32 protein-coding genes are annotated in these 26,861 nt (G+C 44.3%); 18 read left to right on the top strand and 14 right to left on the bottom strand.

Features of this window, described 5'->3' with window-relative positions:
- Positions 1–304 precede the first annotated feature (304 nt).
- Positions 305–853 (top strand): CDP-alcohol phosphatidyltransferase family protein, encoded by a 549-nt coding sequence (locus tag RMO68_RS05265; protein ID WP_310439657.1) that lies wholly within the window; start codon positions 305–307, stop codon positions 851–853.
- On the opposite strand, the gene RMO68_RS05260 is transcribed toward RMO68_RS05265, so the two are convergent.
- Complete coding sequence (locus tag RMO68_RS05260) at positions 848–2,161, bottom strand: DNA recombination protein RmuC (protein WP_310439656.1); 1,314 nt, start codon at positions 2,159–2,161, stop codon at positions 848–850. The two genes, RMO68_RS05265 and RMO68_RS05260, sit on opposite strands and share 6 nt — an antisense overlap.
- Before the next feature lie 62 nt (positions 2,162–2,223).
- Here RMO68_RS05260 and RMO68_RS05255 point away from each other — a divergent pair, with 62 nt between their 5' ends.
- Entirely contained in the window at positions 2,224–2,622 is a 399-nt protein-coding gene (locus RMO68_RS05255; RefSeq protein ID WP_310439655.1) for a YchJ family protein, read from the top strand.
- Here RMO68_RS05255 and RMO68_RS05250 read toward each other — a convergent pair.
- Entirely contained in the window at positions 2,615–3,418 is an 804-nt protein-coding gene (locus RMO68_RS05250; protein ID WP_310439654.1) for a formylglycine-generating enzyme family protein, read from the bottom strand. The genes RMO68_RS05255 and RMO68_RS05250 overlap by 8 nt on opposite strands.
- Before the next feature lie 113 nt (positions 3,419–3,531).
- Here RMO68_RS05250 and RMO68_RS05245 point away from each other — a divergent pair, with 113 nt between their 5' ends.
- From RMO68_RS05245 to RMO68_RS05215, 7 genes are all read left to right on the top strand, one after another.
- On the top strand, positions 3,532–3,990 hold the full coding sequence (locus RMO68_RS05245) for a hypothetical protein (protein ID WP_310439653.1): 459 nt from the start codon (positions 3,532–3,534) through the stop codon (positions 3,988–3,990).
- A 139-nt stretch (positions 3,991–4,129) separates the two neighbouring features.
- Positions 4,130–5,455 (top strand): transcription termination factor Rho, encoded by a 1,326-nt coding sequence (gene rho / locus RMO68_RS05240; protein WP_013459409.1) that lies wholly within the window; start codon positions 4,130–4,132, stop codon positions 5,453–5,455.
- A 1-nt stretch (position 5,456) separates the two neighbouring features.
- Complete coding sequence (gene murI, locus RMO68_RS05235; RefSeq protein WP_310439652.1) at positions 5,457–6,203, top strand: glutamate racemase; 747 nt, start codon at positions 5,457–5,459, stop codon at positions 6,201–6,203.
- Positions 6,204–6,260: 57 nt separating this feature from the next.
- Complete coding sequence (locus RMO68_RS05230) at positions 6,261–7,880, top strand: DNA polymerase III subunit gamma/tau (protein WP_310439651.1); 1,620 nt, start codon at positions 6,261–6,263, stop codon at positions 7,878–7,880.
- A gap of 189 nt (positions 7,881–8,069) precedes the next feature.
- Positions 8,070–8,288, top strand: a complete 219-nt coding sequence (locus RMO68_RS05225; RefSeq protein ID WP_294896378.1) for a cold-shock protein — start codon at positions 8,070–8,072, stop codon at positions 8,286–8,288.
- A gap of 177 nt (positions 8,289–8,465) precedes the next feature.
- Positions 8,466–8,651, top strand: coding sequence for a hypothetical protein (locus RMO68_RS05220; protein ID WP_310439650.1), 186 nt, complete (start codon positions 8,466–8,468; stop codon positions 8,649–8,651).
- A gap of 13 nt (positions 8,652–8,664) precedes the next feature.
- Entirely contained in the window at positions 8,665–9,318 is a 654-nt protein-coding gene (locus RMO68_RS05215) for a class I SAM-dependent methyltransferase (protein WP_310439649.1), read from the top strand.
- A gap of 24 nt (positions 9,319–9,342) precedes the next feature.
- Here the strand turns inward: RMO68_RS05215 and RMO68_RS05210 are convergent, their stop codons facing one another.
- Entirely contained in the window at positions 9,343–9,705 is a 363-nt protein-coding gene (locus tag RMO68_RS05210; RefSeq protein ID WP_310439648.1) for a hypothetical protein, read from the bottom strand.
- A gap of 296 nt (positions 9,706–10,001) precedes the next feature.
- Here RMO68_RS05210 and RMO68_RS05205 point away from each other — a divergent pair, with 296 nt between their 5' ends.
- The 4 genes from RMO68_RS05205 (at position 10,002) to RMO68_RS05190 (ending at position 11,955) form a co-directional block, all read left to right on the top strand.
- Positions 10,002–10,148, top strand: a complete 147-nt coding sequence (locus RMO68_RS05205; RefSeq protein WP_310439647.1) for a lmo0937 family membrane protein — start codon at positions 10,002–10,004, stop codon at positions 10,146–10,148.
- A 123-nt stretch (positions 10,149–10,271) separates the two neighbouring features.
- The gene (locus RMO68_RS05200; RefSeq protein ID WP_310439646.1) at positions 10,272–10,565 is read left to right on the top strand and encodes a hypothetical protein; all 294 of its coding nucleotides are present in this window, start codon (positions 10,272–10,274) and stop codon (positions 10,563–10,565) included.
- 131 nt (positions 10,566–10,696) lie between these two features.
- A complete protein-coding gene (locus RMO68_RS05195) occupies positions 10,697–11,440 on the top strand; it encodes a BON domain-containing protein (protein WP_310439645.1) in 744 nt (247 codons plus the stop codon).
- A gap of 155 nt (positions 11,441–11,595) precedes the next feature.
- Complete coding sequence (locus RMO68_RS05190; RefSeq protein WP_310439644.1) at positions 11,596–11,955, top strand: cupin domain-containing protein; 360 nt, start codon at positions 11,596–11,598, stop codon at positions 11,953–11,955.
- 13 nt (positions 11,956–11,968) lie between these two features.
- Here the strand turns inward: RMO68_RS05190 and RMO68_RS05185 are convergent, their stop codons facing one another.
- A complete protein-coding gene (locus tag RMO68_RS05185; RefSeq protein WP_310439643.1) occupies positions 11,969–12,100 on the bottom strand; it encodes a hypothetical protein in 132 nt (43 codons plus the stop codon).
- Positions 12,101–12,209: 109 nt separating this feature from the next.
- Between RMO68_RS05185 and RMO68_RS05180 the strand changes: the two genes are divergently transcribed.
- Positions 12,210–12,401, top strand: a complete 192-nt coding sequence (locus tag RMO68_RS05180) for a YwbE family protein (protein ID WP_294870613.1) — start codon at positions 12,210–12,212, stop codon at positions 12,399–12,401.
- 3 nt (positions 12,402–12,404) lie between these two features.
- Here RMO68_RS05180 and RMO68_RS05175 read toward each other — a convergent pair whose 3' ends face one another.
- From RMO68_RS05175 to RMO68_RS05150, 6 genes are all read right to left on the bottom strand, one after another.
- Complete coding sequence (locus RMO68_RS05175; protein WP_310439642.1) at positions 12,405–12,746, bottom strand: type II toxin-antitoxin system RelE/ParE family toxin; 342 nt, start codon at positions 12,744–12,746, stop codon at positions 12,405–12,407.
- Entirely contained in the window at positions 12,743–12,940 is a 198-nt protein-coding gene (locus RMO68_RS05170; RefSeq protein ID WP_310439641.1) for a hypothetical protein, read from the bottom strand. Before RMO68_RS05170 ends, RMO68_RS05175 begins: the two co-directional genes overlap by 4 nt.
- A gap of 80 nt (positions 12,941–13,020) precedes the next feature.
- Complete coding sequence (locus tag RMO68_RS05165) at positions 13,021–13,566, bottom strand: RDD family protein (RefSeq protein ID WP_310439640.1); 546 nt, start codon at positions 13,564–13,566, stop codon at positions 13,021–13,023.
- 73 nt (positions 13,567–13,639) lie between these two features.
- Positions 13,640–14,290: a 3-methyladenine DNA glycosylase gene (locus tag RMO68_RS05160; RefSeq protein WP_310439639.1), complete on the bottom strand. Its 651-nt coding sequence runs from the start codon at positions 14,288–14,290 to the stop codon at positions 13,640–13,642.
- Complete coding sequence (locus RMO68_RS05155) at positions 14,291–15,100, bottom strand: TIGR00282 family metallophosphoesterase (RefSeq protein WP_310439638.1); 810 nt, start codon at positions 15,098–15,100, stop codon at positions 14,291–14,293.
- A complete protein-coding gene (locus tag RMO68_RS05150; protein WP_310439637.1) occupies positions 15,097–15,678 on the bottom strand; it encodes a hypothetical protein in 582 nt (193 codons plus the stop codon). Before RMO68_RS05150 ends, RMO68_RS05155 begins: the two co-directional genes overlap by 4 nt.
- Positions 15,679–15,817: 139 nt before the next feature.
- Here RMO68_RS05150 and pgaB point away from each other — a divergent pair, with 139 nt between their 5' ends.
- The 4 genes from pgaB to RMO68_RS05130 are packed head-to-tail and all read left to right on the top strand — an operon-like array spanning position 15,818 to position 20,115.
- Entirely contained in the window at positions 15,818–17,842 is a 2,025-nt protein-coding gene (gene pgaB / locus RMO68_RS05145) for a poly-beta-1,6-N-acetyl-D-glucosamine N-deacetylase PgaB (RefSeq protein ID WP_310439636.1), read from the top strand.
- A complete protein-coding gene (pgaC, locus tag RMO68_RS05140; protein ID WP_310439635.1) occupies positions 17,842–19,134 on the top strand; it encodes a poly-beta-1,6-N-acetyl-D-glucosamine synthase in 1,293 nt (430 codons plus the stop codon). The genes pgaB and pgaC overlap by 1 nt, the downstream gene beginning before the upstream one ends.
- Before the next feature lies 1 nt (position 19,135).
- Positions 19,136–19,585, top strand: coding sequence for a poly-beta-1,6-N-acetyl-D-glucosamine biosynthesis protein PgaD (gene pgaD, locus RMO68_RS05135; protein ID WP_310439634.1), 450 nt, complete (start codon positions 19,136–19,138; stop codon positions 19,583–19,585).
- Positions 19,582–20,115 (top strand): M48 family metallopeptidase, encoded by a 534-nt coding sequence (locus RMO68_RS05130; RefSeq protein ID WP_310439633.1) that lies wholly within the window; start codon positions 19,582–19,584, stop codon positions 20,113–20,115. Before pgaD ends, RMO68_RS05130 begins: the two co-directional genes overlap by 4 nt.
- Here the strand turns inward: RMO68_RS05130 and rlmC are convergent.
- The 4 genes from rlmC to RMO68_RS05110 are packed head-to-tail and all read right to left on the bottom strand — an operon-like array spanning position 20,082 to position 26,860.
- Positions 20,082–21,200 (bottom strand): 23S rRNA (uracil(747)-C(5))-methyltransferase RlmC, encoded by a 1,119-nt coding sequence (gene rlmC, locus RMO68_RS05125; protein WP_310439632.1) that lies wholly within the window; start codon positions 21,198–21,200, stop codon positions 20,082–20,084. The two genes, RMO68_RS05130 and rlmC, sit on opposite strands and share 34 nt — an antisense overlap.
- Positions 21,200–24,187: a DEAD/DEAH box helicase gene (locus tag RMO68_RS05120; RefSeq protein WP_310439631.1), complete on the bottom strand. Its 2,988-nt coding sequence runs from the start codon at positions 24,185–24,187 to the stop codon at positions 21,200–21,202. The genes rlmC and RMO68_RS05120 overlap by 1 nt, the downstream gene beginning before the upstream one ends.
- Positions 24,165–25,328 (bottom strand): bifunctional folylpolyglutamate synthase/dihydrofolate synthase, encoded by a 1,164-nt coding sequence (locus RMO68_RS05115; protein WP_310439630.1) that lies wholly within the window; start codon positions 25,326–25,328, stop codon positions 24,165–24,167. Before RMO68_RS05115 ends, RMO68_RS05120 begins: the two co-directional genes overlap by 23 nt.
- Entirely contained in the window at positions 25,325–26,860 is a 1,536-nt protein-coding gene (locus RMO68_RS05110; protein ID WP_310439629.1) for a diguanylate cyclase, read from the bottom strand. Before RMO68_RS05110 ends, RMO68_RS05115 begins: the two co-directional genes overlap by 4 nt.
- Between the last annotated feature and the right edge of the window lies 1 nt (position 26,861).

Raw genomic sequence — 26,861 nt, 5'->3', positions numbered from 1 at the left:
CGTATGCCGCTCGAATCACACCGCTCGCTTTTCCCGCTACGAACGCCTCATCGATGCTCGATGCACTTAATGCAACCACCGCAGCCATACTCAGTACTAGTGTTTTTTTCATTATAAACTCTCCTTTTTTTGCTTATCAACACATTTCATTATTTTGATTTGCATTATTAAAATCTTCCGTAATGATAATGACTCTCGACTTATAGCAAGCTTAATAATGATAACACTTTTCATTATTATTCATAAACTCTTTCAGCAGGGTTTGGTTATAATTTATAGATTAAAAAGAGAGTATGGAGTTTTTATGCAATTTTTGTGGCGTTCTACGAGTCATTTCAACCTTGCCAACTTAGTAACGATGGCAAATATCACCTGCGGATTGCTGGCAACGTACTTCATTACCCAAAATCAGTTTATGATTGCCGTTATCCTCGCATGGATGGGGGGAGCGTTTGACATCATCGACGGCAAAATCGCTCGCAAATTCGGCCTCTCAAACGAGTTTGGCGTACAACTCGACTCTTTTGCCGACTTTCTCAGCTTCGTCCTTGTACCGACTTTCTTTATTTTCCAGTCAGTTTATACCGATCTCACGGGATTAGCGCTCATCATCACCTCAATCGCTTCCATCTATTATGTCATCAGCGGTTTACGCCGTCTAATCCAGTTTAACATCAACACCGATGCGGGGGAAGTTGCAAAACATTTTACGGGTGTGCCGACTCCGCTTGGGGCCATTTTACTTTGGCTCGTATGGCTGGGATCGGGATTTATCGGATGGATGGGGGTACTTGCCCTGATGATCATCATCGGAGCATTGCTGAATTCAAAGGTAAAGATTCCGCACCTATAAGAGAATCTCTTCTTCGTCTTCGGTATCGGTTACCGAGGAGGGAAGTAACTTCTTCGGCTTCAATCCCAGTTTTCTCATCGACTCGACACGGCGAATCAAATTCCCTTTTCCGCTAGAGAGCTTATTCATCGCCCCCTCATAACTCTTTTGAGTACGTCCGATCTGCTCGCCGATTTTCTCCATATCTTCGACAAACGCTACCAGTTTTTCATACAACGCTTCGGCAGATTCGGCAATCGCTTTAGCATTGCGTTCTTGATATTCGCTTCGCCAAATATGCTCGATGGTACGGAGGGTTACGAGCAATGTCGAAGGGGAAACAACAACGATATTTTGCTCATACGCCGTTTTAAAAAACGTATTATCCTGCTCCAGTGCGAGTAGAAATGCCCCCTCTATCGGCATAAAAAGGAGGACGAAATCGAGAGTCCTAACCCCGCTGAGCTGTTCGTATCGTTTGCCGCTCAACCCTTTGATATGAGCATGGATCGAGAGGAGATGCTGTTTAAGGGCATGGGCACGTTCCTCATCGCTCTCTGCTCGGATAAACGCATCATAAGCCACCAACGAGACTTTGGAGTCAATGATGATATCTTTGTTCTGAGGTAAATGGACAATAACGTCGGGACGGAACTTTTTCCCCTCTTCATCGCTGTAGGTATTTTGAGTTTCATACTCGTGCCCCTCACGCAGTCCCGATTCTTCAAGTATCCGCTCTAATACAATCTCACCCCAGTTTCCTTGAGTTTTGTTTTCCCCCTTAAGCGCTTGGGTGAGGTTGATCGCATCTTGGCTAAGCCGTTCATTGAGGGTTTTGAGTCGGAGGATTTCGTCTTTGATGCTTTGTCGCTCTTTCGCATCGTGGATGAACTGCTCTTTGCTCTGCGTTGCAAATTGGGCTATCTGCTCACGAAAGGGTTTGAGGAGCAAATCAAGCCCTTTGGTATGCGCTTCATCAAACGTTTTCGCTTTTTGTTCGAAAATCTGCGCCGCCAACTGTTCAAATTGCACTTTCATCTGCACTTTTGCTTCGTCTAAAAGACGAATTTTTTCTTCGAAAGAGCGTGAGGATTCCTCATGACGGGTGTGCAGCACCGCGTAATCCCGTTCTAGCGAATGGTACTCTTGTAGAGTCGTCTCCAATTGCGTTTGTATTTTTGATTTTAGCATCTGCTCTTGGGCGTACAACTCTTGCAGCTGTAACGCACGTGCTTCAAGCAGAGCGTAATGTTGACGGGATTGATTCCACATCCATCCAAATGTTCCGGCGGCCGCGAAGGTAATAAGGGTTGTTATTTCATACATCATAAAAGCGATTATAACTTAGCTCAGCTAAGAGGTTAAAAAGATGGCATTTTGTAAGATACGGCATGAAAATTTCAAACAATGCCTCCTGCCCCTGTCACAGCGGTGAAAAGTACAAAAAATGCTGTCTTCCGTACCATAAAGGGATATTCCCCTCCAATGCCCTGCGTCTTATGCGTTCACGCTACAGCGCGTTTTCCCTTTCATTAGCCGAGTATATTATGGCAACCACCCATCCGAACAACCCTGATTACACAGAGGATAAAGAGTATTGGAGAAAAAGCATTTTGGATTTCTCTCAAAATACTCAGTTTATCGGATTAAACATCGATGCATTTATAAATGGAGACGCAGAAGCCTTTGTCACGTTTGAAGCGAGGCTCGATAGCGGTATCCTCAAAGAGAAAAGCCGCTTTTTAAAAGAAGAGGGAAAATGGCTTTATGAGAGCGGAGAGTTTATTTAAACGGATTTCCGTTAATAACAAGACGAAATCCAATATCGTTAGAAATCAAATCGGGACGTGAATACCCTCGAAATGCACTGCGCAGGCACAAATAACCCGTTTTATAGCTTCCGCCGCGGCGTACTTTAAACGATTCCCCCTCTGCTCCGCCGATACGCGGACTTCCATCACTCGGGGCGCCGTTGTAATTGGCGAAAAAGTCATCTTCACACCACTCCCATACGTTCCCCAAAAGTGCGTGAACCCCTAATCGATTCGGGAGTTTACCGTCCACTATCGCCGTTTTGCCGTTCGAGCTGTACTCATAGATCGCATAATCATCGAGCATGGCTTCCGAATCGCCGAAAGAGAATCGGGTATTACCCCCTGCTTTGGTGACATATTCCCACTGTGCTTCGGTCGGCAATGCATAAAAGCGGGTTTTCCCCTCGTAACGGTTGAGCAGTTCCACATACGCTTTAGCATCAAACCAACTCACCTGTTCCACCGGATGGCGACGAGAGCTCTCCTCTTCAACTTTATCGTTCTTAAAATAAGAGGGATTGACACGGGTCAGTTTAAAATACTGTTCTTGGGTCACCGGATATTTGGCAATCCAAAATCCGCTTAATTTTACGGGATGGTCGGGAGACTCTACATCTCCCCCCTCAGTGTACTGCGGGTTACGACCCATCATGTACTCTCCCCCATCTATGTAGAGAAACTCCATACCGATCGAATTGGTAAAATCTCTTGGAGTCTCTACGGCTGATGCCGTCGGAGTTTCTTCGGTTTTCTTTTTAAAAAAATCGAGCAAAGTGAACCTTTTAAAATATGTTGATAGCTTTTTCTAAAACAGACATAGCAAAAACCGTTCACATCTTTATTGCGAATCGATCATTTTTCGATATTTGCGATAAAATCTTTTACATGAAAATCTTGCTGATGTTCCTTTTGCTTCTATCCCCTCTTGCCGGCGAAGAGATTGAACTCTACGCAACCCTAGGAATGGTATCGCACCATTTCGGCACGACTGAGAGCGGCAAGAAATACAATGAAGACCATAACGCCTTCGGTGCGGAAGCGGTGCTTGATCAACGCTATACCCTCGCCTACTTGCATTTTATAAACTCCCGTGATAAAACTACCGACATCATCGCCCTTGGATACCGTTACGACCTGATTGATTCTTTTGGCATTTACGGTGTAGTCGGCTATCAACGAGGCTATTGTTTCGACGCTCTACGATCAGTCGAGTGTACGGAGGGAAAAGACAATACGAATATTGCCTTTATGCCGATGCTCTATTACCGCCATAAATATTTTATCCTCGACTTTATTACGCAAGGAAGTATGATTGCACTTAAATTAAATCTGAAGCTTTTTTAACAAATCTCTTTAGAAAAATTACCTTTCTTGACAACGCGCCAAGCGATAGTTTATAATGTCGGAACAAAACAATGACCTGTCAATGACATCTCACCTAAAACTCGCCGATTAAATCCACACACTTTAAGGCATTCCACGCATGAGCGATACCGCAAAAACTCCTCGAAATAACTCGAAAAACCGTACCCATATACCGGTTGACGGATTCACGATTGAAGCCCTACGTACTAAAAAACTGGAAGATCTCCTCGAGATCGCTACCTCTTTAAGTATTGAAGACCCGAATGAACTCAAACGTCAGGATTTGATTTTTGAAATTCTCAAAACACAAGTTCAGCAGGGAGGATTCATCCTCTTCACCGGAATCTTGGAGATTATGCAAGACGGCTACGGCTTCTTGCGTGCGGTAGACCAAAGCTTCAGCGATTCCATGCACGATGCGTACGTCTCCAGCACCCAAATCCGCCGCTTTGCTCTGCGTAACGGGGATATCGTTACGGGACAAGTCCGTGCACCGAAAGATCAAGAGCGTTATTATGCCCTTCTCAAAGTCGAAGCAATCAACTACCTCCCTCCCGAAGAGTCTAAAAAACGTCCCCTCTTTGAAAACCTCACTCCGCTCTATGCGTTAGAGCAGATCAAACTTGAATACCAACCGACCAAACTTACCGGCCGAATGATGGATTTGTTTGCCCCTATCGGTAAAGGACAGCGCGGATTGATCGTCGCACCTCCACGCTCGGGTAAAACAGAGCTGATGAAAGAGATCGCCCACGGTATCACCAACAACCACCCCGAAATCGAACTGATGGTTCTTCTCGTTGACGAACGCCCCGAAGAGGTTACCGATATGGAACGCTCCGTCAAAGGGGAAGTCTACAGTTCAACGTTTGATGAACCGGCAAAAAACCACGTCAAAGTTGCTGAAATGGTAATCGAACGTGCCAAACGTCGCGTCGAACTCGGCAAAGACGTCGTGATCCTTCTCGACTCGATCACCCGCCTTGCCCGTGCGTACAATACCGTAACGCCGAGTTCGGGAAAAGTTCTCTCAGGGGGAGTCGATGCCAACGCATTGCACAAACCGAAACGATTCTTCGGAGCGGCGCGTAACATCGAAAACGGCGGAAGTTTGACCATTATTGCCACCGCTCTCGTCGAAACGGGAAGCCGTATGGATGAAGTTATTTTTGAAGAGTTTAAAGGGACGGGGAACTCCGAGATTGTCCTCAGCCGTAAAATCTCCGATCGTCGTATCTTCCCGGCTATCGATATTCTCAAATCGGGGACCCGCAAAGAGGAGCTCCTCCTCGGACCGGATGTGTTACAAAAAGTATTTGTCCTTCGTTCTATGTTGCACAAACAAGAGGATGAAGTCGAAGCCCTCCGCTTCCTCTATAACACCATGCTCAAAAGCAAATCGAATATCGAGTTTCTTGATAGCATGAACGAGTCGACCAAATAAGATGAGAGTCGGCGTCTTTGATAGCGGTGTCGGGGGGTTAAGCGTCGTCAAATCGCTGTTGGAACATAAGCTCTTTGAAGAGATTATCTACTTCGGCGATACCGCCCGCGTCCCCTACGGCGTCAAAGATCAAAACACCATCATCCGCTACTCGCTCGAAGCCCTCGAATTTTTTAAAAACTTTGAAATCGATCTCCTCATCACCGCATGCAATACCGTCAGTGCCTATGCTCTCGATGAGATGAGAGAGCACAGTGACTGCGACGTTATCGGAGTGGTCGACCCGGGGGTACTGGCTCTTAAAAATGCCATCCCCTCCACCGAGGCCAATATCCTCATTCTAGGAACCAAAGCAACCGTCAAATCAAGAGCCTATGAAAAAAAGCTGCACGAATTGGGATACAAAAATCTTAGTGCCATCGCGACCTCTTTGCTTGTTCCGATCGTCGAAGAGGGGCTGTACGAGGGTGAAGTACTTCAAAGCACCCTCCGCCACTATTTTCGTGACTTAGATAAAACACCCGATGCGATTATCCTCGGATGTACCCATTTTCCGTTAGTCGCCCGTGCGATTGACAACTATTTCGAGGGGAAAAGCTCCCTTATCCACTCCGGTGAAGCGATTGTCGAATATCTGGAGAGCCATTACGATTTTACAAAACGTTTTGAAAATACAAGCCTTAAATTTTTTGCCTCCGAAAATCCCGAAGGGCTTCGCCGCGTCGCAAAAGAGTGGCTAGCCCTATAATATAATTTTTACCCTAAGCACGGTAAACTTTATCACTCAGAATCAAAGAGGTCTCCATTGAGCACATCCGAAGTACTAGCACTTAAATACCGCCCTCGACGTTTTGAAGAGCTGATCGGTCAAGAGAGTATCTCTCAAACCCTCTCTCTCGCACTTGATTCAAAACGGCTCTCTCATGCCTACCTTTTCTCAGGACTTCGCGGTTCGGGAAAAACTTCTACGGCACGGATTTTTGCGAAATCACTTATTTGCGAAAACGGCCCCACTTCCAGCCCATGCGATGTGTGTAGCCACTGTGTCATGGCAAACGAAGGGCGTCATATCGACATTATCGAAATGGATGCGGCTTCCAGCCGTAAAATCGACGATATCCGCGACCTAATCGAACACACCAAATACCGCCCTGCGAGCGCCAATGTCAAAATCTTCATCATCGACGAAGTGCACATGCTCACCAAAGAGGCACACAATGCTCTCCTTAAAACCCTCGAAGAGCCGCCTGAATATGTCAAATTTATCCTCGCGACGACCGATCCGCTAAAACTGCCGCCGACGATTCTCAGCCGCACGCAACATTTTCGGTTCAAACGGATCAGCCACCCGAATATCGTCCATCATCTCAGCCATATCCTCCATTTGGAGAATATCGAGTACCAAGCCGAAGCACTCGATATTCTCGCCCGCAGCGGTTCAGGAAGTTTGCGCGACACCCTCACCCTACTCGATCAAGCCATCATCTACTCCAAAGGGTTCGTGGACGTTAAAACCGTTGCCGATATGTTGGGGCTTCTCGATCCCGATTATATCAGCCGTCTTTTCGACGCTATTTTTGCCAAAGACCGTACAAGCCTCATATCAATGCTTCAAGAACTCGAAGCGTATGAGTCGGAAATGGTCGTCGATGAACTAATCGCCTATCTCAAAGAGCGGCTGTATGAGGGGGATCACCGTTTCAGTCCTCTGGTTATCGAGCGGTTTTTCCGAATCTTGAGCGATGCCAAAACCCTTTTTGCGATCAATGCCGACGGTGGATTTGTGGTGAGCCTCGTACTCTTTAAAATGATTGAAGCGCTCAAAATCAAAGAGATTGATGAGATGATCGAGTCTCTCGAATCCCGTGTTACCCATATACCGACAAAAACACCTATCGCCGCAAGTGTCAGCGAAACACCGACCATTCATGTTACCCCGACACCCCCTGCGGTAAAATCCCCGTACGAACAATTATGTGAACGTATTAGTGATCGAAGCGGTGAGCTGGGAGTCTGTTTTAAAAATAACGTCCAATTCCTCTCTTTTGAAGAGGATACTCTGACATGGGAAAGTTGTGCCGAAGGTGAAGACAAAGAGCTTCTGAAAAACAGTTTCGGGATCATCCGCCAATTTGTCCGAGAGATTTACGGAGTCACTACCCAGATTAAATCTCAAGCGTGTACCAAAACAGCCGAAGAGATTTCCCCTCCGCCTCCTCTTGAAGAGATCAGTACCCTCGAACCGATTCCTGAACCCGCATCGATGGTAGAAGAGGCTGAAATCGGCGTAGGGAGCTGTGTAAGCGCGTGTGATGAAACCAGTATAAAAGAGTTTGACGGCAGCGATGTCCTCAAAGAGCCGATGATTCAAAAAGCGGCGGAGCTGTTCGAAGCAACCAAAATTACGGTGCAGTCTAAAGTTTAATAACTTTCCTTGCTATTAAGTTTTTTTTCAGCTACAATACCCTTACAGAAAGATGATTTAGAGTTTCATCTTTGGTTTGCTTTTTATTGAAGACCTTTTAGTTAACAGTACGATCTACCATAAGAATACTCCACTTTATATTTTCGACCACCTCGGCAACGAAGTGTATAACAACACAAAGGGTTTACTATGGCAGACGTACTAAACGGAACCGTTAAATGGTTCAACAGCGAAAAAGGTTTTGGATTTATCCAACAAGATAACGGCGGCAAAGATGTATTCGTACATTTCCGTCAAATCAACAGCACTGGTTATGGCCGTGTTTCTCTTGACGAAGGTCAAAAAGTGACTTACACAGTAGGTCAAGGTGACAAAGGTCCACAAGCAGAAAACGTTACAGCTCTGTAACTTCTACTTGTGTTACACATCTAAATGAGCTAAGCTCATTTAGATGGCAAGGACAATTTTGTCCTTTGCAATCCCCTAAAGCTTTCCGCATTTATGCGGAAGATTCCATTTTTTCCCGAAATCATTTTACTAAAGACACTATTAGGTGTTTTTCCAAGCCGATTTTAAAGGACCCCCATGGAAAGCAAAGAAGCCGTTTTGAGCGCATTAAAAGAAGGTAAAAAGCTTACCAGTAACGTTACAGGGTTACAATACACCCTTATCGGCGGTCAACTCCACGCCCGCAACAGTGAAAAAACCGACTGGCACGAAAGTGAACTCAGTTTCGACAATCCTCCCTCGTGGCTAAACCTTCGCGCGTAAGCGCAAGGTAGCTATGCCCTCACCTTTACGATTCCGTTATCAAACCCTCGAATTTATCAACGCTGACATCCACGTCCGAACCCTCAGAGATACCCAACAATATTACGATACCGACAATATGGCACACAATCTCGGAATATCCTCCGCATCATGGCCGTTGTTCGGCGTGATCTGGGATTCGAGTAAAATTCTCGCCCATCTGATGAGCGACTTCGACATTGCGGGAAAACGGATTTTAGAGGTAGGATGCGGTATCGGTCTCGCTAGCCTCGTCCTCAACCACCGTTCGGCGAACATCACCGCTACCGATTACCACCCCGAAGCAAAACGGTTCATGGATGAAAACGTCCGTATCAATAACGACAAACTTATCCCTTTTACCCGCACCGGATGGGGGGATTTTGACGATACGCTGGGTGAATTCGATCTTATTATCGGAAGTGATCTCCTCTATGAGAGAGACCATATTAACCTTTTAGCGGGATTTATCGATCGCCATACCAAAGAGCATTGCGAAGTGATCATTGTCGATCCGGGGCGTGGTAACCACTCTCATTTCAGTAAAAAAATGCTCACCCTCGATTTTTCCCATACCCAGAGTAAACCGCTGGATACTACTTACCTTACTCTCCCTTTTAAAGGGCAACTTCTCCGATACGTACGTTAAGAAGCAGCCGTGAGAGTAGTATAACTATTTAATGTCGAGTTTTAAATCAGGGTATTTTTCATGAAACACACGTTCGCTTTCATCGGTCAGTTTCGTCCCCTCGATAATATCTTTATTCCCTTGTTCAATCTCATTTTTACCCGTCGTAATATCTTTATCACCTGATTTAACCAGTTCTTCGCCATGTTTGACCAATTTTTCACCTGATTTTTTTAAGGCCAACCCCTTATCCCAATTTTTAGCTATCTCTTTTTGATCTATCCCTGTTGCTTTTTCATCTGCGGCATGCATACGCATAAAATCACCCGTAGTAGGAGCTTTTGCAGTACATCCAGCGAGAACTGTCATTGCAACAACGACAGTACTTATCATTTTCAATCTTTTCATAATTATTCCTTATATTTTCTATTGTGATTTCTCACTGAATTCAGTCTATCCCAGCAAGATCACTTAAATACTTTATATTACAACTATCCATTTTTATTTATATTTCATTAATAAATAGAATTATTATTAATTTTATTTATTTATATGTCATGAAGTTGTCCGGTTGTACTCTGTTATCAAATATGTATTGGTTTATTACTGAATAAACTAAAATAGCATAACGTCTAGCACTGACGCGTAATATTAGAGCTGCAGACATTGGTCTGCATCATTTACGACACGCTAAAGAAGAAAACATGCTTGAAACTATTGCAATCCTTCTCATTGTCCTCTGGGCATTCGGCTTTGTCTCCTCCTATACAATGGGTGGCTTTATCCATATTCTTTTAGTTATTGCGGTTGTGGTACTTCTCATTCGTATCATTCAGGGACGAAAACTATAAATCCCACTTAAGACTCACCTCCAATCATGTGCTGTTGTATTTGACAGCTTGATACCTTCGTTTCGTAGTTCAGAGGGATGAACCTCTGAACCCTTTGGATCGCCACACTTAAAAGGAACTATTATGAGTACAAAAGAAGCCTATAAACAAAAAATGAATGCCGAATTGGAATTGGCTCAAGCCAAACTCGTCGAGTTCAAAGCAGAAGTAAAAAATTCTGCAGCCGATGTCCGAATTAAATACAATGAGCACGTAGATGAACTTCAACAGATGGTTGATACGACAAAAGAGAAGCTAAAAGAGCTTGACACAGCTGGGAACGATGCGTGGGAGCACCTCAAAGAGGGTATCGAAAGTACATGGAATTCCTTAGGAACAGCCCTGCAAGATACAAGCGATATATTTAAAAAACAATAATTGCTAATTAGGCATATTAGAATGCACCTGAGAGGAAAAGCATTCGATCATTGTAGTAAGCCCTATATTTAAATGTTATGAAAACATTTCTTTCAACGTCATTGACAAAAAACTAATACCAAGGAAATATTATGAAATTAATTAAACGTACCAATGCCATGAATACAGCGATAGTTGCAGCTGTTTTAATAGCGACAACTCTCCCACTATTCGCATCTGAAACAGATGATCGTATTGAATCATCATTTAAAAAGAGCTATGTCTATAAAACCTATTTAACTGATGAAAATATCAAAATCAGTTCAAAAGACGGGGCAGTTATCTTATCGGGTAACGTTTTGGATGAGACACACATACCAATGGCTCAAAACGTTGCAGAAGCACTCCCCGGAGTCAAAAGCGTGGACAATACTATTGTACTCAAAAGTGATAAATCCGATATGTGGCTTAAAATGAAAGTGCAAACCGCACTCGTATTTCACAGTAATGTTGATGCCACAAATACCCATATTTCTGTACAAGATGGAATCGTAACCTTAAAAGGCGAAGCAGTTAGCCCTGCACAAAAAGAGCTTACTACAGAATATGCCAAAGATATTGAAGGGGTAAGAGGGGTCAAAAATGAAATGACCTTGGCAAAATCAACCAATACCATTGGTGAAAAAATTGATGATGCTTCCATTACGGCTCAAGTAAAAATGACCTTGATGATGCATAAATCTACCGGTGTATTGCGAACCGGTGTTACCACTAATAATGGGGTAGTCACACTCAGCGGTCAGGCACGTAACGAAGCTGAAAAGGATTTGGTTAGCAAGCTGACCGAGGATGTTCAAGGCGTTAATTATGTCATCAATAAAATGACTGTCAAATAAGAGAATAAGGATTAATTATGAAATCGTACATTAGAGCTACATTTTATTTTTAATTCTCTCAATTTTTGCTTTCCCGCTTATGCGGGAGAGAATAAATCCCTCATTTTTTAACTCTCCTGTGCTACTCTTTCGTACTTAACCATAACGAGGTAACTATGTATCTGCACAAACATATCGAGACTATCGAAGCGATTCCCCAAAAAGCGGGAAAAGGGGTTAGTATGAAAATGCTCCTATCTCCCGATGAATCCCCCAATTTTGCCATGCGTAACTTTACCATCGACGCAGGGGGTCATATGCCGCTGCATACCAACACGGTTGAGCATGAACAATACGTCCTCGGCGGTCGGGCGCGTGTCGTGATCGGAGATAAAACGATTGAAGCGGAAGCGGGAGATGTGTTACTGATCCCTGCGGGGGTGCCTCACAGTTATGAGACACTCGGAGAGGAAACGTATAGTTTTTTATGTCTCGTCCCTAAGGGGGTAGACGTTATCGAAGTATTGGCGTGCTAAAGAGAATGCGGGATTAGTTATTGGTCCCGCGAACTACACGCTTCACATCATCGATACCATCACTCACACCGTCACCAAACTCTTTTACCGTACATCCGCTAAAAAGTAATATTGTCACTATTGAGAGCATTGCGAAACGAATCATTGATTCTCCTAAAATTGTAAATAGATATGAAATTATAACGCGTTTGCCGTTCACATACCGTTTATCGACTATTGCGGTATCATTGCATCCATAAGAAAAAGGATCAACTATGGACGGCAAAGAGCGGAAAAATATTATGTCGGGTAAACGGGTGAGTATCGTCCTCAAAGAGGATCAATCGACGGGGAGATTAACAGAGGGGGTGGTTCGTGACATCCTCACCAAATCACCGAATCATCCTCATGGGATTAAAGTGCGGTTGATGAGCGGGGAAGTGGGACGCGTTAAAGAGGTGTTTTAAGTGTTATTTGAATGAAGCCAATACTAACGCATCTATCTCATTTTCACTGAGGTTTTCGAAATCACTTTTATCATAGATAAACAATAAGTAAAGCTCATTATCAATGAGTTTTAAATAGGTGATGAGTCGATAGCCACCGCTTTTGCCGCTTTTTTTGTCTGAGTTGGCAATACGTGCTTTATACACCCCATCACCCAAATGAATCCCTAAATCTTCTTCATGCTCGATGTGTTCAACAAACTCTGCACAATCATCTTCGATATGTCGGAATCGTTTTTTGAGTTTTTTTACAGATTTGGAAAATTTTTCGGTTTCGAGGATAACGACGGAGGAGAGTTTTTTCACTTGATTGTTCGGATACTTTTTACCCGTCCGGCTTTGACATCGTCAAAAGCTTCTTTGATATTGTTTTGAAATGTTTCGATCTCTTTGGACTTTTTATCTTCGGTAATTTTTACCGCTTTTTTCGGGAGCATATCCACAAATGCAACAAATCGATCGAAATAATCATCACTGATTTTAAGTGTCAGTGTACGCATTCTATACTCCTTGTAAATTCATTATGGAAATTATAGCACAAACGAAAAAATACGGTTGATGAGCGGGGTAGTGGGACGGGTTAAAGAGGTGTTTTAGTATCTACTTTAACAACTACCGTTCCAGCCATAAAGTCGTGAACAGCTCGACGTTTTTTATTAAACATCATAGTTATAAATTCGCTAAAAATCCATATTTGAATCATTATAATAATATATTCTTGCCAAAAAGGTCCGTATTCAATTAATTTTTGACCTTTTTCTATATAGCTAAATGAATAATATTGCTCATCAGTAATATTTAATTTTGCAATTATTCCACCTACTCCTGCAATAATCATAAGAATGAATAAAACTATATATCTTAAAAATGCTGCCTTTAAAGTGATCCTAGCCCCATCTAGCATTGTGACACGAAGTTTCATAAGGAGTTTGCCGGGAGTCCCACCATATTTTCGTAATAAATAGACATCAAACCAAATCAAAAATAATTCATTTGGTACAAAATAATACAATTGAGCCAACCGATAATAATCATTCATTAGATAAATAATCCCTGAAAGAGGGAGAAGAATAATTGCATCAATCCAATATGCTCCAAATCTCCGCCAAAATCCTGCGTAAATCATTTATACTCCATATAATTAAAATAAATATTTTTAAATTATATCTAAAAGCTATTATATTGAGCAAAATTATAAATTATCTGATTTCAAGAGTTTCAGTAATTACCACCACTTTCCCCTTACTATTGCTCTTCACATACTCCACTATCATCCCATGAAACCGCGCAAAAGCCGCAGGTAACTGAACACTGTCGAAATACCCTCTCACCCCCTCTTCACACCACTCCTGCAACTCATCATAACTCTCGAACTCATACCCGAATGCACCCAGTAATCGTGCCGTGTAGCTATCGACGACCATCGCGGGACGCGCACAGGCGTAACACAATATCGAATCTGCACTCTCAAGACCGATCCCTTTTTGACTCAACAGCCATTCACGGTCTACGCTGAGGGCAAACGTCTCGAAATCCCCGAAATCGTCCATCATGGCACGAGAAAGGCGAATAATATTTTGGGCTTTGGCTTTGAACAAACCGCTCGGACGGATCAGCTCCATCAATATCTCAACATCGCAATGGGCGAGAGCATCAGGAGATAAGAGTCCGTTATTACGAAGATTATCGAGAGAGATTTGAACCCGTGACCATTGGGTATTTTGGGTGAGAATGGCACCCACTACGACTTCAAAAGTTCCATAGGCAGGCCACCAAAGCGGCGGAGAGTTTTCGAGAAGTTTAAGACGTTCTAATGCACTAAAAAGTTCAAAAGAGTCGTGAAGCTCCATTTATTCCTCGATCCACGCATCGGTTCGGTAAACACGCCCGTCATCGAATATTTTGAGTTTAAACGCTTCACTGCATTTCCCCTCTTCGAGATTCATGATCGCAATTTGGAGAATCTTGCGGCATTTTTCAGGTACTTCGAACCGTCCCGATACCCCCGTGATAAACCGCTCTAACGGCACTTTCGAATCCATTCCGATAACGTTGTCGCGACAACCGCTCAAACCGATGTCGGTAAGGTACGCCGTCCCTTTGACAATCTGGAAATCATCGCTCCCCACGTGGGTATGGGTTCCAATAATACCGCTCACCTCTCCCGCGAGTAACATCAACATAGAGCGTTTCTCACTGGAGGCTTCGGCGTGGAAATCGAGAAAGATATGCTCCACTCCGTCGTTCTTGAGCTGTGCTACGGTGTCGCGGGCGCATCGAAAGGCGTTATCGACATACGGCATCCCGTAATGTCCCATGATGTTGAGGATGGCAAGTTTCTCTCCCGCAACGTCGAAGATACGGCACCCCGTCCCTTTAACCCCATCGGGATAGTTATGAGGACGCAGAAGCGGTAATGTCTCCAACAGTGGGAGGATCTCTTTTTTATCCCACGTATGATTTCCGCCGCTCATGCAGTCGATCCCCATCACTAACAACTCTTGGGCATTTTTCATCGTCACCCCGAAACCGTGCGAAGCGTTTTCGTAGTTGGCGATGACGAAATCGATACCGTGTTCGCGTCTGAGCTTCATAAGATGCTCTTTTATCATCATCCGTCCCGGACGTCCGACGATATCTCCGATAAAAGCTATTTTCACTCTTTCTCCTCTTTGAGATCTTCTCTAAGCTCTGTTATTCTCTGACGAAAATTATCACTGTCTCCGTAATCGAAGAATTTTTTATAATTGTTATGCATCGATTTGACCCGCGTTGCGTGACGGATCGGACACCAGTATTGTTCCGTTCGACCCGCAATCTCGCTGATATACCCCATCAGTCCGTTAAAATAACTGCAATAGAGGCAGTTAAGTTTTTCAATTGCGTTAAGATACCCTAAACGGTGACGATCGATGATGATGTAATCCCTCCGTTTAACTTTTGCGATCTTATAGATCGGAAAACAGACCCACTGATAAACACTCACGAAAGCATCCAGTATCAACGCTGGGATTAACACCGACCAGATGATCGGGACACTCAATAGATGTAAAATGGGGGTTGTCGCGAGATAACGAAGCAACCCCTCACGATCATGCCGATACGAAGCGAGAATCTCTTCCCGTTTTTTTGTAATTTCACAGGTAAATTTTTCATATTCCTGCTGGAGTTCTAATTCTAGCTCCGATTCGAGTGCTTTGATCTTTGCGACGAGGACGTCGATCTTTTGGTGTTCCATCCCGAACCTTTGCGTAATGTGGTGAAACTATACTATAACTGACCTTACGCACTTTAGTTCGACGGGTAAAATTGGGGAGGTAAAAGGGGTTATGGTGTATAATTTCCAATTAAAATTTAAAACAAAGCACACTCATTCTATGCACAAATCGATCCTCAAATCTCTTTTACTACTCGGCGCTATTTTCGGCAGTTATGCCATGGCAACCGAATTACCGAATCCTTGCAGTCGCGATCAAAACCCAAACGAGTTTACCGTCCTAAGCTATCATGAAATCGCCGATAAAAGCGAGACTCTCGATTCAACCTACGCGGTCACCCCTTCTCACTTTGAAGAACAAATCCATTGGTTGATAGATGAGGGTTATCACTTTATCAGTATCAATGATATTTTGGCGTATCGAAAACACGCAAAGCCCTTACCTAAAAAAGCCGTTTTAATGACGTTCGATGATGGGTATCAATCGGTGTATGCGAATGCCTATCCGCTCATCAAGAAATATAAAATTCCCGTTGTCATCGCATTGGTCGGAAGTTGGATGGATGCCAACAATACGGTAAATTTTGACGGGCAAATGATACCGCGCGATAAGTTCCTCAGCCAAGCGGAGATTAAAGAGATGGTGAACAGCGGATTGGTAGAGATCGGCAGTCACAGCTACTTTTTACACAAAGGGATTCAAGGTAATCCGCAGGGGAATATGCAGCCGGCCATGATCACACGCCAGTGGCTGAGTGATAAAAAAAGGTATGAAGACGAGAAAGCGTATCGGCAACGAATCACTAACGATCTCTCGGAAAATAACCGCTTTTTAAAAGCGTATACGGGGCAAAAACCCCGTGTAATGGTTTGGCCGTATGGGTATTACAATAAAGCCTCACGTACCCTCGCAGAGCATTTGGGAATGGAGGTCGGGTTAACCTTGGATGATGGGAGCAATACCAAGCTCACCCCTTTATGGGGACTTCGACGGATATTAATCGATAAAAGCATGACCCTCAAAGAGTTAGAGCAAAACATCCGCTCACGCAATGCCAATTTGATCGATAACGATCGTACCACTAAAGCGGCCCATATCGATTTGGATTATATGTACGATCCCGATCCTGCACAGCAGGAGAGAAATTTGGGTGATTTGCTCGATCGGATCAAGAAACTGGGGGTTAACACGGTCTATTTACAAGCTTTTGCCGACCCTGATGGCAACGGTGCTGCCGATTATGTCTATTTCCCCAATCGCCATATTCCGATGCGTGCCGATCTGTTTAACCGTGTAGCGTGGCAAATAGTCACCCGTACCCAAGTTAAACGTCTGTATGCATGGATGCCGATGATGGCGTGGCAATTACCGAAAACCCATCCAGCCGCCAACGACACCGTAGTGACGTTACAAGTCGATCAGACTCATCTCAACATGGGTTATCCTAGACTCTCGCCGTTTTCTTCCAAAGCACAAAAAGTTATCAAAGAGATTTATGAAGATTTGGCCGTATCACCCCGCATTGACGGCATATTGTTTCATGATGACGTGACATTATCCGATTATGAAGATGACAGTAAAGCGGCACGCAAACAGTATAAAAAATGGGGATTGGCACCGAGTGTGACCAAAATTCGAGCGGATAGAGCACAGTATGAAAAATGGAGTAACCTAAAAACAGACCATTTAGACGGTTTTGCGATGCAACTGGCGCAGATCATAAGAGATGCTCATCCGGAGGTAAAAACGGCCCGTAATTTATACGCTCAAGTGGCACTCAACGAATACGCGCAAGAGTGGTATGGACAAGGTTTGAGTGCATCTATCAAACGATACGATTACACTGCCATCATGGCGATGCCGTATATGGAACAAGCGAGTGATACACGACAATTTTACGATAAAATCGTTGAACGGGTAAAGCAAGAAGAGTGTGGCTTGGAACGGACGGTAATGGAGCTTCAAACGCTCAATTGGAGAAAAAACGATGAACCGATTTCATCACAGGAGTTGAGTGATACAATAACTCATTTGTATGCTTTAGGAGTGCATCATATGGCGTATTATCCCGATAATGTATTTAAAAACATTCCGAATGCCGATACGATCAAAGAGGCATTCACAAAAAAACCGGTCTATATGCATCTATCTACACCGAATAATACTACCCCAAAGAGCCGATGATGACATTCGAACTATTTTGGCATTCACTCTGGCACTTTGTATTGGGATATGTCTTTTATTATCCCCTCTTTATGTCCAGTTTATGGATTATCGGAGCAATCTTTTTTTATTACAAAAATGAAAAACCTTATCTCAAAAATATCATTCCCCCGCTTAGAGACAAAGAGAACTGGCAAGGGGTGAGTATTTTAATCCCTTGCTACAATGAAGGACAAAATGCAATCGAAACCATCACCTATGCTCTTAACGTGGAATATCCCGAATTTGAAGTAATCGCGATTAACGACGGCAGCAAAGATAATACGTTAGAGATATTACTCGAGTTGGCAAAAACCAATCCGAAATTAAAAGTGGTTAACTTAGCTGAAAATCAGGGTAAAGCGTTAGGTCTTCAAGCAGGTGCATTAATGGCTAAGTATGAGTATTTAGTGTGCATTGACGGAGACGCCTTGCTGGATAAATATTGTCTCTACTGGATGGTCAAACATTTTATCCGCTACCCTCAAGTTGCCGCGGTAACGGGTAACCCGAGAATACGAAATCGGACGACGTTATTGGGGAAAATTCAGGTGGGTGAATTTTCTTCTATTGTGGGGATGATCAAACGTGCCCAGCGCAGTTTTGGACGGATATTCACCGTTTCGGGGGTCATTACCGGCTTTCGAAAAGCGGCGGTACATGAGGTGGGCTATTGGAGCCCCGATATGCTGACGGAAGATATCGATATTACGTGGAAGCTGCAACGCAACGGTTGGGATGTCCGCTTTGAACCTCGCGCGCTAGTGTGGATTTTAATGCCTGAGACATTAAAAGGGCTATGGAAACAACGTCTCCGTTGGGCTATGGGCGGCGTTCAAGTGATGCTGAAAAATTTTAAAGTTTTATTCTCACATAAACAAACCCATCTTTGGGGTCTCATGACTGAGCTTATGTTAAGTACGCTGTGGGCGTATAGCATGGCATTGGTTTTTTTAGTCTGGTTTATCAGTTTGTTTGCACCTATCAATTATTTAATGCCTCAGCAATCTCCTATTTTGCCTGACCAAAGCAGTGTCATTTTAATCGGTGCTTGTTTAATACAATTTGCGGTCAGTAAATGGTTGGACGGTCATTATGATGAAGGTTTGGGTAAAAATTATTTTTGGATGATTTGGTACCCTTTTGCCTATTGGCTACTGAATCTCTTTACCGCCGTAACGGCTTTTCCGAAAGTTTTATTCAGTAAAAAAGGTCGTGCCAGATGGGTCAGTCCCGATCGCGGTGCACATCAACAGTTGGAGAAAAAAATCTAAGATGTCTATTGAAACCTTAATTATCAACAAACGTCGCGAGTTACCGAAAACCAAACGATTGATCTGGGATATCATAACTTTTTTACTGTGGGTCGGTTTTATCTATTTATGGAAACCTCTACTCATCGTTTTTTACGGAATCCTTACGTTGAAAGTACCGCCTGAAGAGATATCGGGTTGGATTTACGATAATATTCACAGCGTAACGTTCGAGCATGCACTGTTCATGTTAATCACAACGCCTGTGGTTCTCTTTATACTCTCCAGATTGAATAGACATCAAGCACCCAGTGAGCATTTGATCTATACTTCACGTGATTATTCAAACTATTTTAAAGTAGATGATACACACTTGCAAGCGTGTGTGGAGAGCCAATGGGTGACGGTTCACCATAATCATCATGGACATATCATCCATCTAGAGAATCAAATTACCCCTAATGACCGATGAATACACCGCTCAAATATCTTTCCCACTACAGCCAAGAGATACGTTCACAGGTTCAAACCCTGATCGATAGCCGTATGCTCGGGGAACACCTTTTACTCAAATATCCCGACACCCATCCGTACAATACCGATAAAACACTTTATGAGTACGTCATGGAGATTAAAAATACCCATTTTCGGAGTTCCGCCCCTATCTCCAAAGTACTCTATGACACCAAAATCCGTGATCTAAACTCAGCACTCGGAACCCACACGTTTGTTTCACGGGTACAAGGGGGAAAACTCAAAGCCAAAAATGAGATTCGGATATCGCATCTGTTTAAAAAAACACCTGAGCCGTTCTTGCGCATGATCGTTACCCATGAACTCGCCCATCTCAAAGAGAAAGAGCATAACAAAAGCTTTTATAATCTCTGCACTCATATCGAACCGCAGTATCACAGAATCGAATTTGAAGTTAGGCTCTATCTCACCCACCTCGATCTGTTCGGTGAACTTTATTCGAGTACCAACTCCACCAAAACTTCATAATGTACGGTGTGCGGAAACATATCAAACAGCTGAACGCGCCGAACGCTGTAGCCGCTCAGTGATTCCAGATCTTTAGCCAAGCTCATCACATTACAGCTCGAATAGAGTATCCGTTCACTACTAACGCGTATCAGCCATTTGCAGATTTGTTCTCCCAACCCGCGACGAGGAGGATTCACGATAATAAGATCGGGTTTTGCTCCCGACGTAGCGCTAAACGTCGCCGTATCAAGGGATTCGAAACGAAGATTGTTCATCTCTAACTGAGCCGCCGAATCGCGGGCGCACTCTATCGCTTCGGGCTCGATTTCGATCCCGACAATATGCCGTTCCGGTGCGGTGCAATGCAATGCAAAGCCCCCTACCCCACAAAAAAGATCCCAAAGAATTTTCGGTTTGCTCTCATCTGCCCACTCGGCGGCCGTTTTATAAAGTTGTTCCGCGACATCGGGATTGGTTTGGAAAAAACTTTTAGGACGGATAAAAAGGGGGATACCGTTAAATCTCTCTTCCAAACGGCGCTGTTCCGTGAAAAATATCTCTTCCTCCCCTTCCAAAATTGCCATATGTACCGGTTGTATATTGGCGGTAACCACTTTTAATTCCGGCGCCCGTTTTAGTAAATCATCCAGAGCGTTTTCCAATCTTGCAACAATGCCGTGAGAACGGAGAACGAAACGGATCATCATCGTATTATTCGATTTGCTACGGGTGAGGAGAACGTATTTCAACTCCCCTTTTCGCAAACGTACATCATACCCTTTTACCCCTAGCTCTCGGAGCCACTCTTGGACGGTGTGCAATACCTTCTGCATACTGATATCGTACAACGGACACTCAATCAGACTGACCTCTTCCGAGAGTCCCAAAACCACCCCCTCCAAAGTAGGAGTCGCCACCATTTTGGCTTTGTTTCGGAATCCTTTGATCGGTGATGTAGCCGGTTTGAGCCACACCTCCGGCTGATATCGATTGAGAAGTGCGTGTAATTGATCACTTTTAAGTTTCAACTGCTCGGCATAATGATAGTCGATCCAACCGCACGAATGGCAAAAATGGGCATCAAAATAGGAACAAAAGCTCATTAGACCCCTTTTGGTTTTACGTTGCGAAGATAGTGTAACACGGTTCCGATGAGATCATCATCGTCTTTACTCTTACTTTGTAAGGTCTCTTTGGTGCCGCTTTGGTACTCAATGGTGATGTTTTGGTTGTAGTTACTCACCATTTTTATTTTCTTTTCGATACAAAGGAGTTTAATCACCATGATCTCAAAAAACTGTTTCGTCGGCGTATCGGGTTTACCGAAACGATCCCCTACCTCCTCTTCAATCTCATAAATCTCACTTGGTGATTCACACTGACTAAGACGACGATAAAGCTCAAGTCTCAGGCGATCTTCACTCACGATTTCATCGCTGATAAAGGCACTGACGGTGAGTTTGATATCCACTTTAGCACGCACGGCCGTCGTTTGGTTGGTGAGGATTTTGATTGCATCCTCCAACATCCGCAGATATAACGAATATCCGATGTTTTTGATGTGACCGCTTTGGGCATCCCCGACGAGGTTCCCTCCGCCGCGAATTTCGAGGTCGTGATGTGCCAACATCGAGCCACTTCCAAGAAACGAATTGGATTCGAGTGCCACAAGACGTTTTTTCGCCTCTTCGGTGAGATGCTCTTTATCATCCACGATGAAATAGGCGTACCCCTCGGTATGGCCCCGTCCGACCCGCCCGCGCAACTGATGTAAATCCGCCATCCCGAAACGATCTGCCCCGTCAATAATCATCGTGTTGACCGTCGGCATATGGATTCCCGATTCGATGATAGAGGTGGCGAGAAGGACATCGTATTCGCGGCCCGCGAACTTGGCGAGTTCATCCTCGGTTTGGGTTGCACTGATCTGGGAGTGGAGTATGAGGATACGCAGATCGGGGAGGATCGCCTTAAGCTCGCCCGATTTAATAATCATCGAATCAATCGAGTTATGGACGTAGAACACCTGACCGCCGCGTCGAAGTTCGCGTAAGATTACCTCTTTGATCAGTTTCTCATCGTAATTTTTCACAAACGTCCGTACCCCTAAGCGCTCGGATGGAGGGGTGAGGAGTTCGGACATTGTTTTGATCGAGCTAAGCGCTTGATTGAGGCTTCGAGGAATCGGTGTCGCACTCATACTGAGGAGATGGACGTTCTCATAGAGCGATTTGAGTTTCTCTTTTTGTTTCACCCCGAATTTATGCTCTTCATCGATGATAACGATCCCCAGTTTCGCACAGCTCACCCCAAACAGCGCATGAGTTCCGACGACACAATCGAGTTCACCCGCTTCAAGCGCTCGCAGCGTTGCCGTTTTTTCTTTGGCACTGACAAAACGATCGAGCTTCGCGACCCGTAGACCGAACGGAGCAAGGCGTGCTTTAAGCGATTGGAAATGCTGGGAACTGAGCAAGGTTGTCGGAACGACGAGGAGCGATTGAAATCCCCCTTTTGCGGCGGCGAAGATGGCGTTCATCGCCACCTCGGTTTTACCGAAACCGACATCACCGCTGAGGAGGCGATCCATAATCTGCCCCGAAGCGAGATCGCGAATGATAGAGCTAATCGCGCTCGCTTGATCAGGGGTATAATCAAAACCTGCGGCGGCTTGAAATCGATCCAATTCTCCCCCGTCGACATTGATAACCGAAGCTTTGATAAGAGCGCGGCTTGCGGCAATCCCCACAATCTCGGAGGCGATTTCGAACAATCGCGCTTTAACCGACTCTTTGAGTTTACCGAAACTCCCTTTTCCGAGGCGATCGAGTACGGGAAGACTCCCTGAGGCGATATAGCGATCAATCGAATCGAGATTTTCGACAGGGAGAAGAAGTTTATCATCCCCCATGTATTTGATGACGACAAGATCTTTGATTCCGCCTAGAATCTCCGCCTGCTCAATCCCGACAAATATCCCCACTCCGTACTCTTCGTGAACAACATAATCGCCCACTTTCAGATCATCAAGAAGGATGGAAGTGCGACGGCGGCGACGCTTTTTCTCATGGCGGTTGAGGGAGAAAATAATCTCCTCAGGTCCGATCAGGTTAAGGACGATCCCTGAGGTTTTTACAGTGATCCCTTTGAGCTCAAATATCCCCGCTGCTTTGAGCTGCGTGTCGCTTGCGGCGATAAGGGTGAACTTTTTGTTTTTGTGGACGCTTCGAAGGGTCTCGAAATTTCCCCCGCCCAATGGCGTGTACTTCTCCGACTCGCTAAGGATATCGACTTCTAGCCGTTCGCGCGGCAATGTCGGCTGATTAAGACCGTAGGCTTCATCGAGAACGCTTTTCATCTCACGGATACGCGCAACCCTCTTCCCTTCGCACAGATCAATACCGTGTTCTCCTAATACCCAGAAGCCGAGAGAGGCGATGTCTTTGACAAAGCTGTCGCTTTGCGCCTGAGCTATCGCTTTTTCGAAATGTTTGTACTGCTGTGCATCGAGGGAGAAAAAGGCACTCGTTACCTCGATACTCGCTAAGTCTTCTTTGTCGGTACGCTGGGTTTCGACATCGAACGCTTTGATCTCTTCGATCTCATCATCAAACAGGCTGATGCGGTACGGATTGGGTTGATTCGGAACGTAGATATCGAGGATATCGCCGCGATGAGATACCTCCCCCTCCATCTCCACCATATCGACAAAGGTGTAACCCCAATGGATCAGCTTCTCTTTAAATGCACCCAAATCGATCCGTGATGCAAACTCAATGGTCTCGCTTTGAAGCAAAGAGGGATTTGGGAGCGGAAAGAGGAGCGTTTTTACAGGGGAGATGATAAGCGGTTTTTTACTCGCTGCGTAATAGATTCGAAGCGCGGCAAAAAGGGCAAATAACTCTTCACTAAAGGGGCGCAAATCGTCCATATAAGTCGCACGAAAATCGGGTAATACGACATGTGATACCTCTAAAAAGGTCGAAACATCGCTCAGTTCCGATGCCTCTTTCGCATCCTCACATAAAAGAATTTCAGGGCGATTTTTCGGATTGTTTTTTAGGTACTCATACCATCGGGCTTGTGACATTTATCCTCTTTAAAAACGTTTCGGCTACGCTGAACGAACCGAAAACTAAATATTCTTTACTTTTTTTAATATCTTTAAATGATCGATAGGGGATATTCAACTCACGCAATACCGATTCGAGAAGGCTCCGCTCTACAATCCGCCCTTCCTCTACCTCAATAATCTCAACCGAATCAATAATAGGCTTTAAAATACTCAAAATCTCTCGGTAATCTTTATCGCCGTAGGTGTTATAAATGAGGGTTACTTTTTTTCCTTGAAAGTTTAGGGCTATCGACTCTGCCGCCATAGCGTTATGCCCGACATCCAACGTAATATTCGGAGCTATACGGCTCAAACGTCCAAATAAAGCGTTCTGATCAAAAAGCGATTCATCTGCTTCATATCCTAACAACTCATACGCGACCATAGCCAACATCAGATTATCGCGTAAATACTCGCTAAGAGAGTTTTTTGTGGCAAGGAGCAATGCAGACGCTTCAATATTCGGAGTCAAACACTCTGAGAGGGTATAGAGCTTGCACCCTTTTTCATCTGCAATGGTACGTGCAATAGACTCAATATCAGAGTGTTTTTGTTTTCCAAGTAAAGCAATATTTTGCATACTTCGCAATTTGGTCGTTGCGATGGAATCGATAGTGTTACCTAAAAATGCGGCATGATCAAAATCGATGGGGGTAAAGATACTTAAAACCTTGTCAAAGGCATTGGTAGCATCAAATTCCCCTCCTAATCCCGCTTCACATACGACGTAATCGCATCCCTCATACACCACCATCGCGAGCAGTGTCGTATATTCAAAATAACTCAATGAGTCGGCGATTTCCGTAAATAAGAGATCCAAAAGCTTTTGGTGGGCACGCTCCAATACCTCATTGCTTACCTCTGAGCCGTCCAACCATATCCGCTCATTAAAGCAGAGAATATGAGGTGACGTGTAATGCCCTATCCTCTTGCCTGATCGATGCAACGCATTTGCTAAAAACCTTCCGGTTGAACCTTTGCCGTTGGTACCGACAAGATGAATTATCTTTGGGCTGGGTAGAAAATGTCTAATCGCTCGATACGCTTCCGGAAAACGCTCATAATCAATGACATCGTAAAAAAGAGGCTTGTGTGCTAAAAAATCATTTAAACTCATGCAGGCTCTACGCGGTTTCGCCCTTTACGCTTAGCATCGTAGAGACGCTCATCCGCACCGTTTACCAATGCTTTGAGAGAGGGATAATCACTACGCTGAGCGTATCCTATGCTTAAGCTTACGGCTATGCGCTGTCCCTGATACATAAAATGAGCTTGCTCGACGTGTGCTCTAACTTTTTCACAAAATATTTTGGCACCGGAGAGATCGGTTTCTCCCAAAATCGCCATAAATTCTTCTCCGCCGTAACGCCCTACTACATCACTGGTTCTTGCTTCTAGTTTTAGAATTTTTGCAAATGCGATCAATACCGCATCCCCCGCTTCATGCCCGTAAGTATCATTAACCGCTTTGAAATGGTCCAAATCAAGCATGGCAACACAAAACGAATGACCGTGGCGCTCATACTCCGCCTCTTTTAAACTCAAATGCTCTTCTATTGCACGTTTATTAAAAAGTTTCGTTAAAAAATCTTCTCGTGAAGCTTGCGTTGCTTGCGCTAGCTCAACTTCAAGCGTCGCAATCTTTTTCCCCATCTGAACCACTTTTTCATTGTGGATTTTCAAATCTTTGCTGAGTACCTCGACTTTTTCTTCCAACGTACTTGCAATCGTATAAAGACGCTTGTGCGCCGTTTTAAAATCGGTCGGTTTATTGCTCTCTAACGCTTCAAGATCACGTTTTACCTCTCGAATTTCACTGCTGGAGTTTTCACTCCGCTCAATCAGCTCAATCAGTTGCGCCGAGAGTTTTTCTAGGAGTATATCAAGGGCATTTACCATCTCTTCAACGCTCCGCTTGTCCAAAGCGATTCGCATTGCAATCGCAATTTTAAGCTCTTTTTCACACTCATCACTTGCAATATATTCAGGATTATTACTCAGTTTTTGTGTGAGTTCAATCGTTGCATTGTCCATCGTAGGTGCGATAGATGGGACTAACGAAGAGACGAGCAACCGGATGGTTTTATCGTAATCCACCCCTTGATCTGCACTTTTATGGAGATTAAGTCCCTCGATAGTACGTCGTAAATTTGCCGAATCGACAGGGCCGAAATGGGTTAATTTCATTAAAAAAGAGTCATCGTATACGGTTAAGAAGTTTGCCCATGCCTGTTTGAGCAGTTCAATCTGAGTCGAACCCCCTTGGGATTCTAAAATCGTAATGGTTTTTTTGGCCAATGCCGAAGCGTCCGGATTGTGGAGTAAATCGATACTTTGCGCCATCTTCTTCGCCAAAGCGCTGAGGAGTTCGACTAATACCGTCGCTTCGTTCGGATTCATACGGCTAAGTTTAGAGATTAAAAAACGGATAAGTTCAGCCGTTGTTCTAACACGGTATTGTTTTATCTCTTCGGCAGTTTTTTTATCAAACAGAGATACATAACGATCAATTCCACTACAATCTTCAACCGCAAAACCTGCTTTTTTCGCTTCAGAACAAAACGTTTCGGCATACACATCGGGAGTCCACGTTTTCCCCTCTGCTTTCAGCTTTTCGACCGTATTTCGAACAATCTGATGGATGGTCATT

Source organism: Sulfuricurvum sp., assembly GCF_031427015.1.
Lineage (GTDB): Bacteria > Campylobacterota > Campylobacteria > Campylobacterales > Sulfurimonadaceae > Sulfuricurvum.
Note: the sequence above shows the minus strand (reverse complement) of the source record. Positions and strands in the feature narration are given on the sequence as shown.

Coding starts and splice junctions, on each gene's coding strand:
- RMO68_RS05265 (WP_310439657.1), top strand. CDS start 305: ATGCAATTTTTGTGGCGTTCTACGAGTCATTTCAACCTTGCCAACTTA.
- RMO68_RS05260 (WP_310439656.1), bottom strand. CDS start 2,161: ATGATGTATGAAATAACAACCCTTATTACCTTCGCGGCCGCCGGAACA.
- RMO68_RS05255 (WP_310439655.1), top strand. CDS start 2,224: ATGAAAATTTCAAACAATGCCTCCTGCCCCTGTCACAGCGGTGAAAAG.
- RMO68_RS05245 (WP_310439653.1), top strand. CDS start 3,532: ATGAAAATCTTGCTGATGTTCCTTTTGCTTCTATCCCCTCTTGCCGGC.
- rho (WP_013459409.1), top strand. CDS start 4,130: ATGAGCGATACCGCAAAAACTCCTCGAAATAACTCGAAAAACCGTACC.
- murI (WP_310439652.1), top strand. CDS start 5,457: ATGAGAGTCGGCGTCTTTGATAGCGGTGTCGGGGGGTTAAGCGTCGTC.
- RMO68_RS05225 (WP_294896378.1), top strand. CDS start 8,070: ATGGCAGACGTACTAAACGGAACCGTTAAATGGTTCAACAGCGAAAAA.
- RMO68_RS05220 (WP_310439650.1), top strand. CDS start 8,466: ATGGAAAGCAAAGAAGCCGTTTTGAGCGCATTAAAAGAAGGTAAAAAG.
- RMO68_RS05215 (WP_310439649.1), top strand. CDS start 8,665: ATGCCCTCACCTTTACGATTCCGTTATCAAACCCTCGAATTTATCAAC.
- RMO68_RS05210 (WP_310439648.1), bottom strand. CDS start 9,705: ATGAAAAGATTGAAAATGATAAGTACTGTCGTTGTTGCAATGACAGTT.
- RMO68_RS05205 (WP_310439647.1), top strand. CDS start 10,002: ATGCTTGAAACTATTGCAATCCTTCTCATTGTCCTCTGGGCATTCGGC.
- RMO68_RS05200 (WP_310439646.1), top strand. CDS start 10,272: ATGAGTACAAAAGAAGCCTATAAACAAAAAATGAATGCCGAATTGGAA.
- RMO68_RS05195 (WP_310439645.1), top strand. CDS start 10,697: ATGAAATTAATTAAACGTACCAATGCCATGAATACAGCGATAGTTGCA.
- RMO68_RS05190 (WP_310439644.1), top strand. CDS start 11,596: ATGTATCTGCACAAACATATCGAGACTATCGAAGCGATTCCCCAAAAA.
- RMO68_RS05185 (WP_310439643.1), bottom strand. CDS start 12,100: ATGATTCGTTTCGCAATGCTCTCAATAGTGACAATATTACTTTTTAGC.
- RMO68_RS05180 (WP_294870613.1), top strand. CDS start 12,210: ATGGACGGCAAAGAGCGGAAAAATATTATGTCGGGTAAACGGGTGAGT.
- RMO68_RS05170 (WP_310439641.1), bottom strand. CDS start 12,940: ATGCGTACACTGACACTTAAAATCAGTGATGATTATTTCGATCGATTT.
- RMO68_RS05165 (WP_310439640.1), bottom strand. CDS start 13,566: ATGATTTACGCAGGATTTTGGCGGAGATTTGGAGCATATTGGATTGAT.
- RMO68_RS05160 (WP_310439639.1), bottom strand. CDS start 14,290: ATGGAGCTTCACGACTCTTTTGAACTTTTTAGTGCATTAGAACGTCTT.
- RMO68_RS05150 (WP_310439637.1), bottom strand. CDS start 15,678: ATGGAACACCAAAAGATCGACGTCCTCGTCGCAAAGATCAAAGCACTC.
- pgaB (WP_310439636.1), top strand. CDS start 15,818: ATGCACAAATCGATCCTCAAATCTCTTTTACTACTCGGCGCTATTTTC.
- pgaC (WP_310439635.1), top strand. CDS start 17,842: ATGACATTCGAACTATTTTGGCATTCACTCTGGCACTTTGTATTGGGA.
- pgaD (WP_310439634.1), top strand. CDS start 19,136: ATGTCTATTGAAACCTTAATTATCAACAAACGTCGCGAGTTACCGAAA.
- RMO68_RS05130 (WP_310439633.1), top strand. CDS start 19,582: ATGAATACACCGCTCAAATATCTTTCCCACTACAGCCAAGAGATACGT.
- rlmC (WP_310439632.1), bottom strand. CDS start 21,200: ATGAGCTTTTGTTCCTATTTTGATGCCCATTTTTGCCATTCGTGCGGT.
- RMO68_RS05120 (WP_310439631.1), bottom strand. CDS start 24,187: ATGTCACAAGCCCGATGGTATGAGTACCTAAAAAACAATCCGAAAAAT.
- RMO68_RS05115 (WP_310439630.1), bottom strand. CDS start 25,328: ATGAGTTTAAATGATTTTTTAGCACACAAGCCTCTTTTTTACGATGTC.
- RMO68_RS05110 (WP_310439629.1), bottom strand. CDS start 26,860: ATGACCATCCATCAGATTGTTCGAAATACGGTCGAAAAGCTGAAAGCA.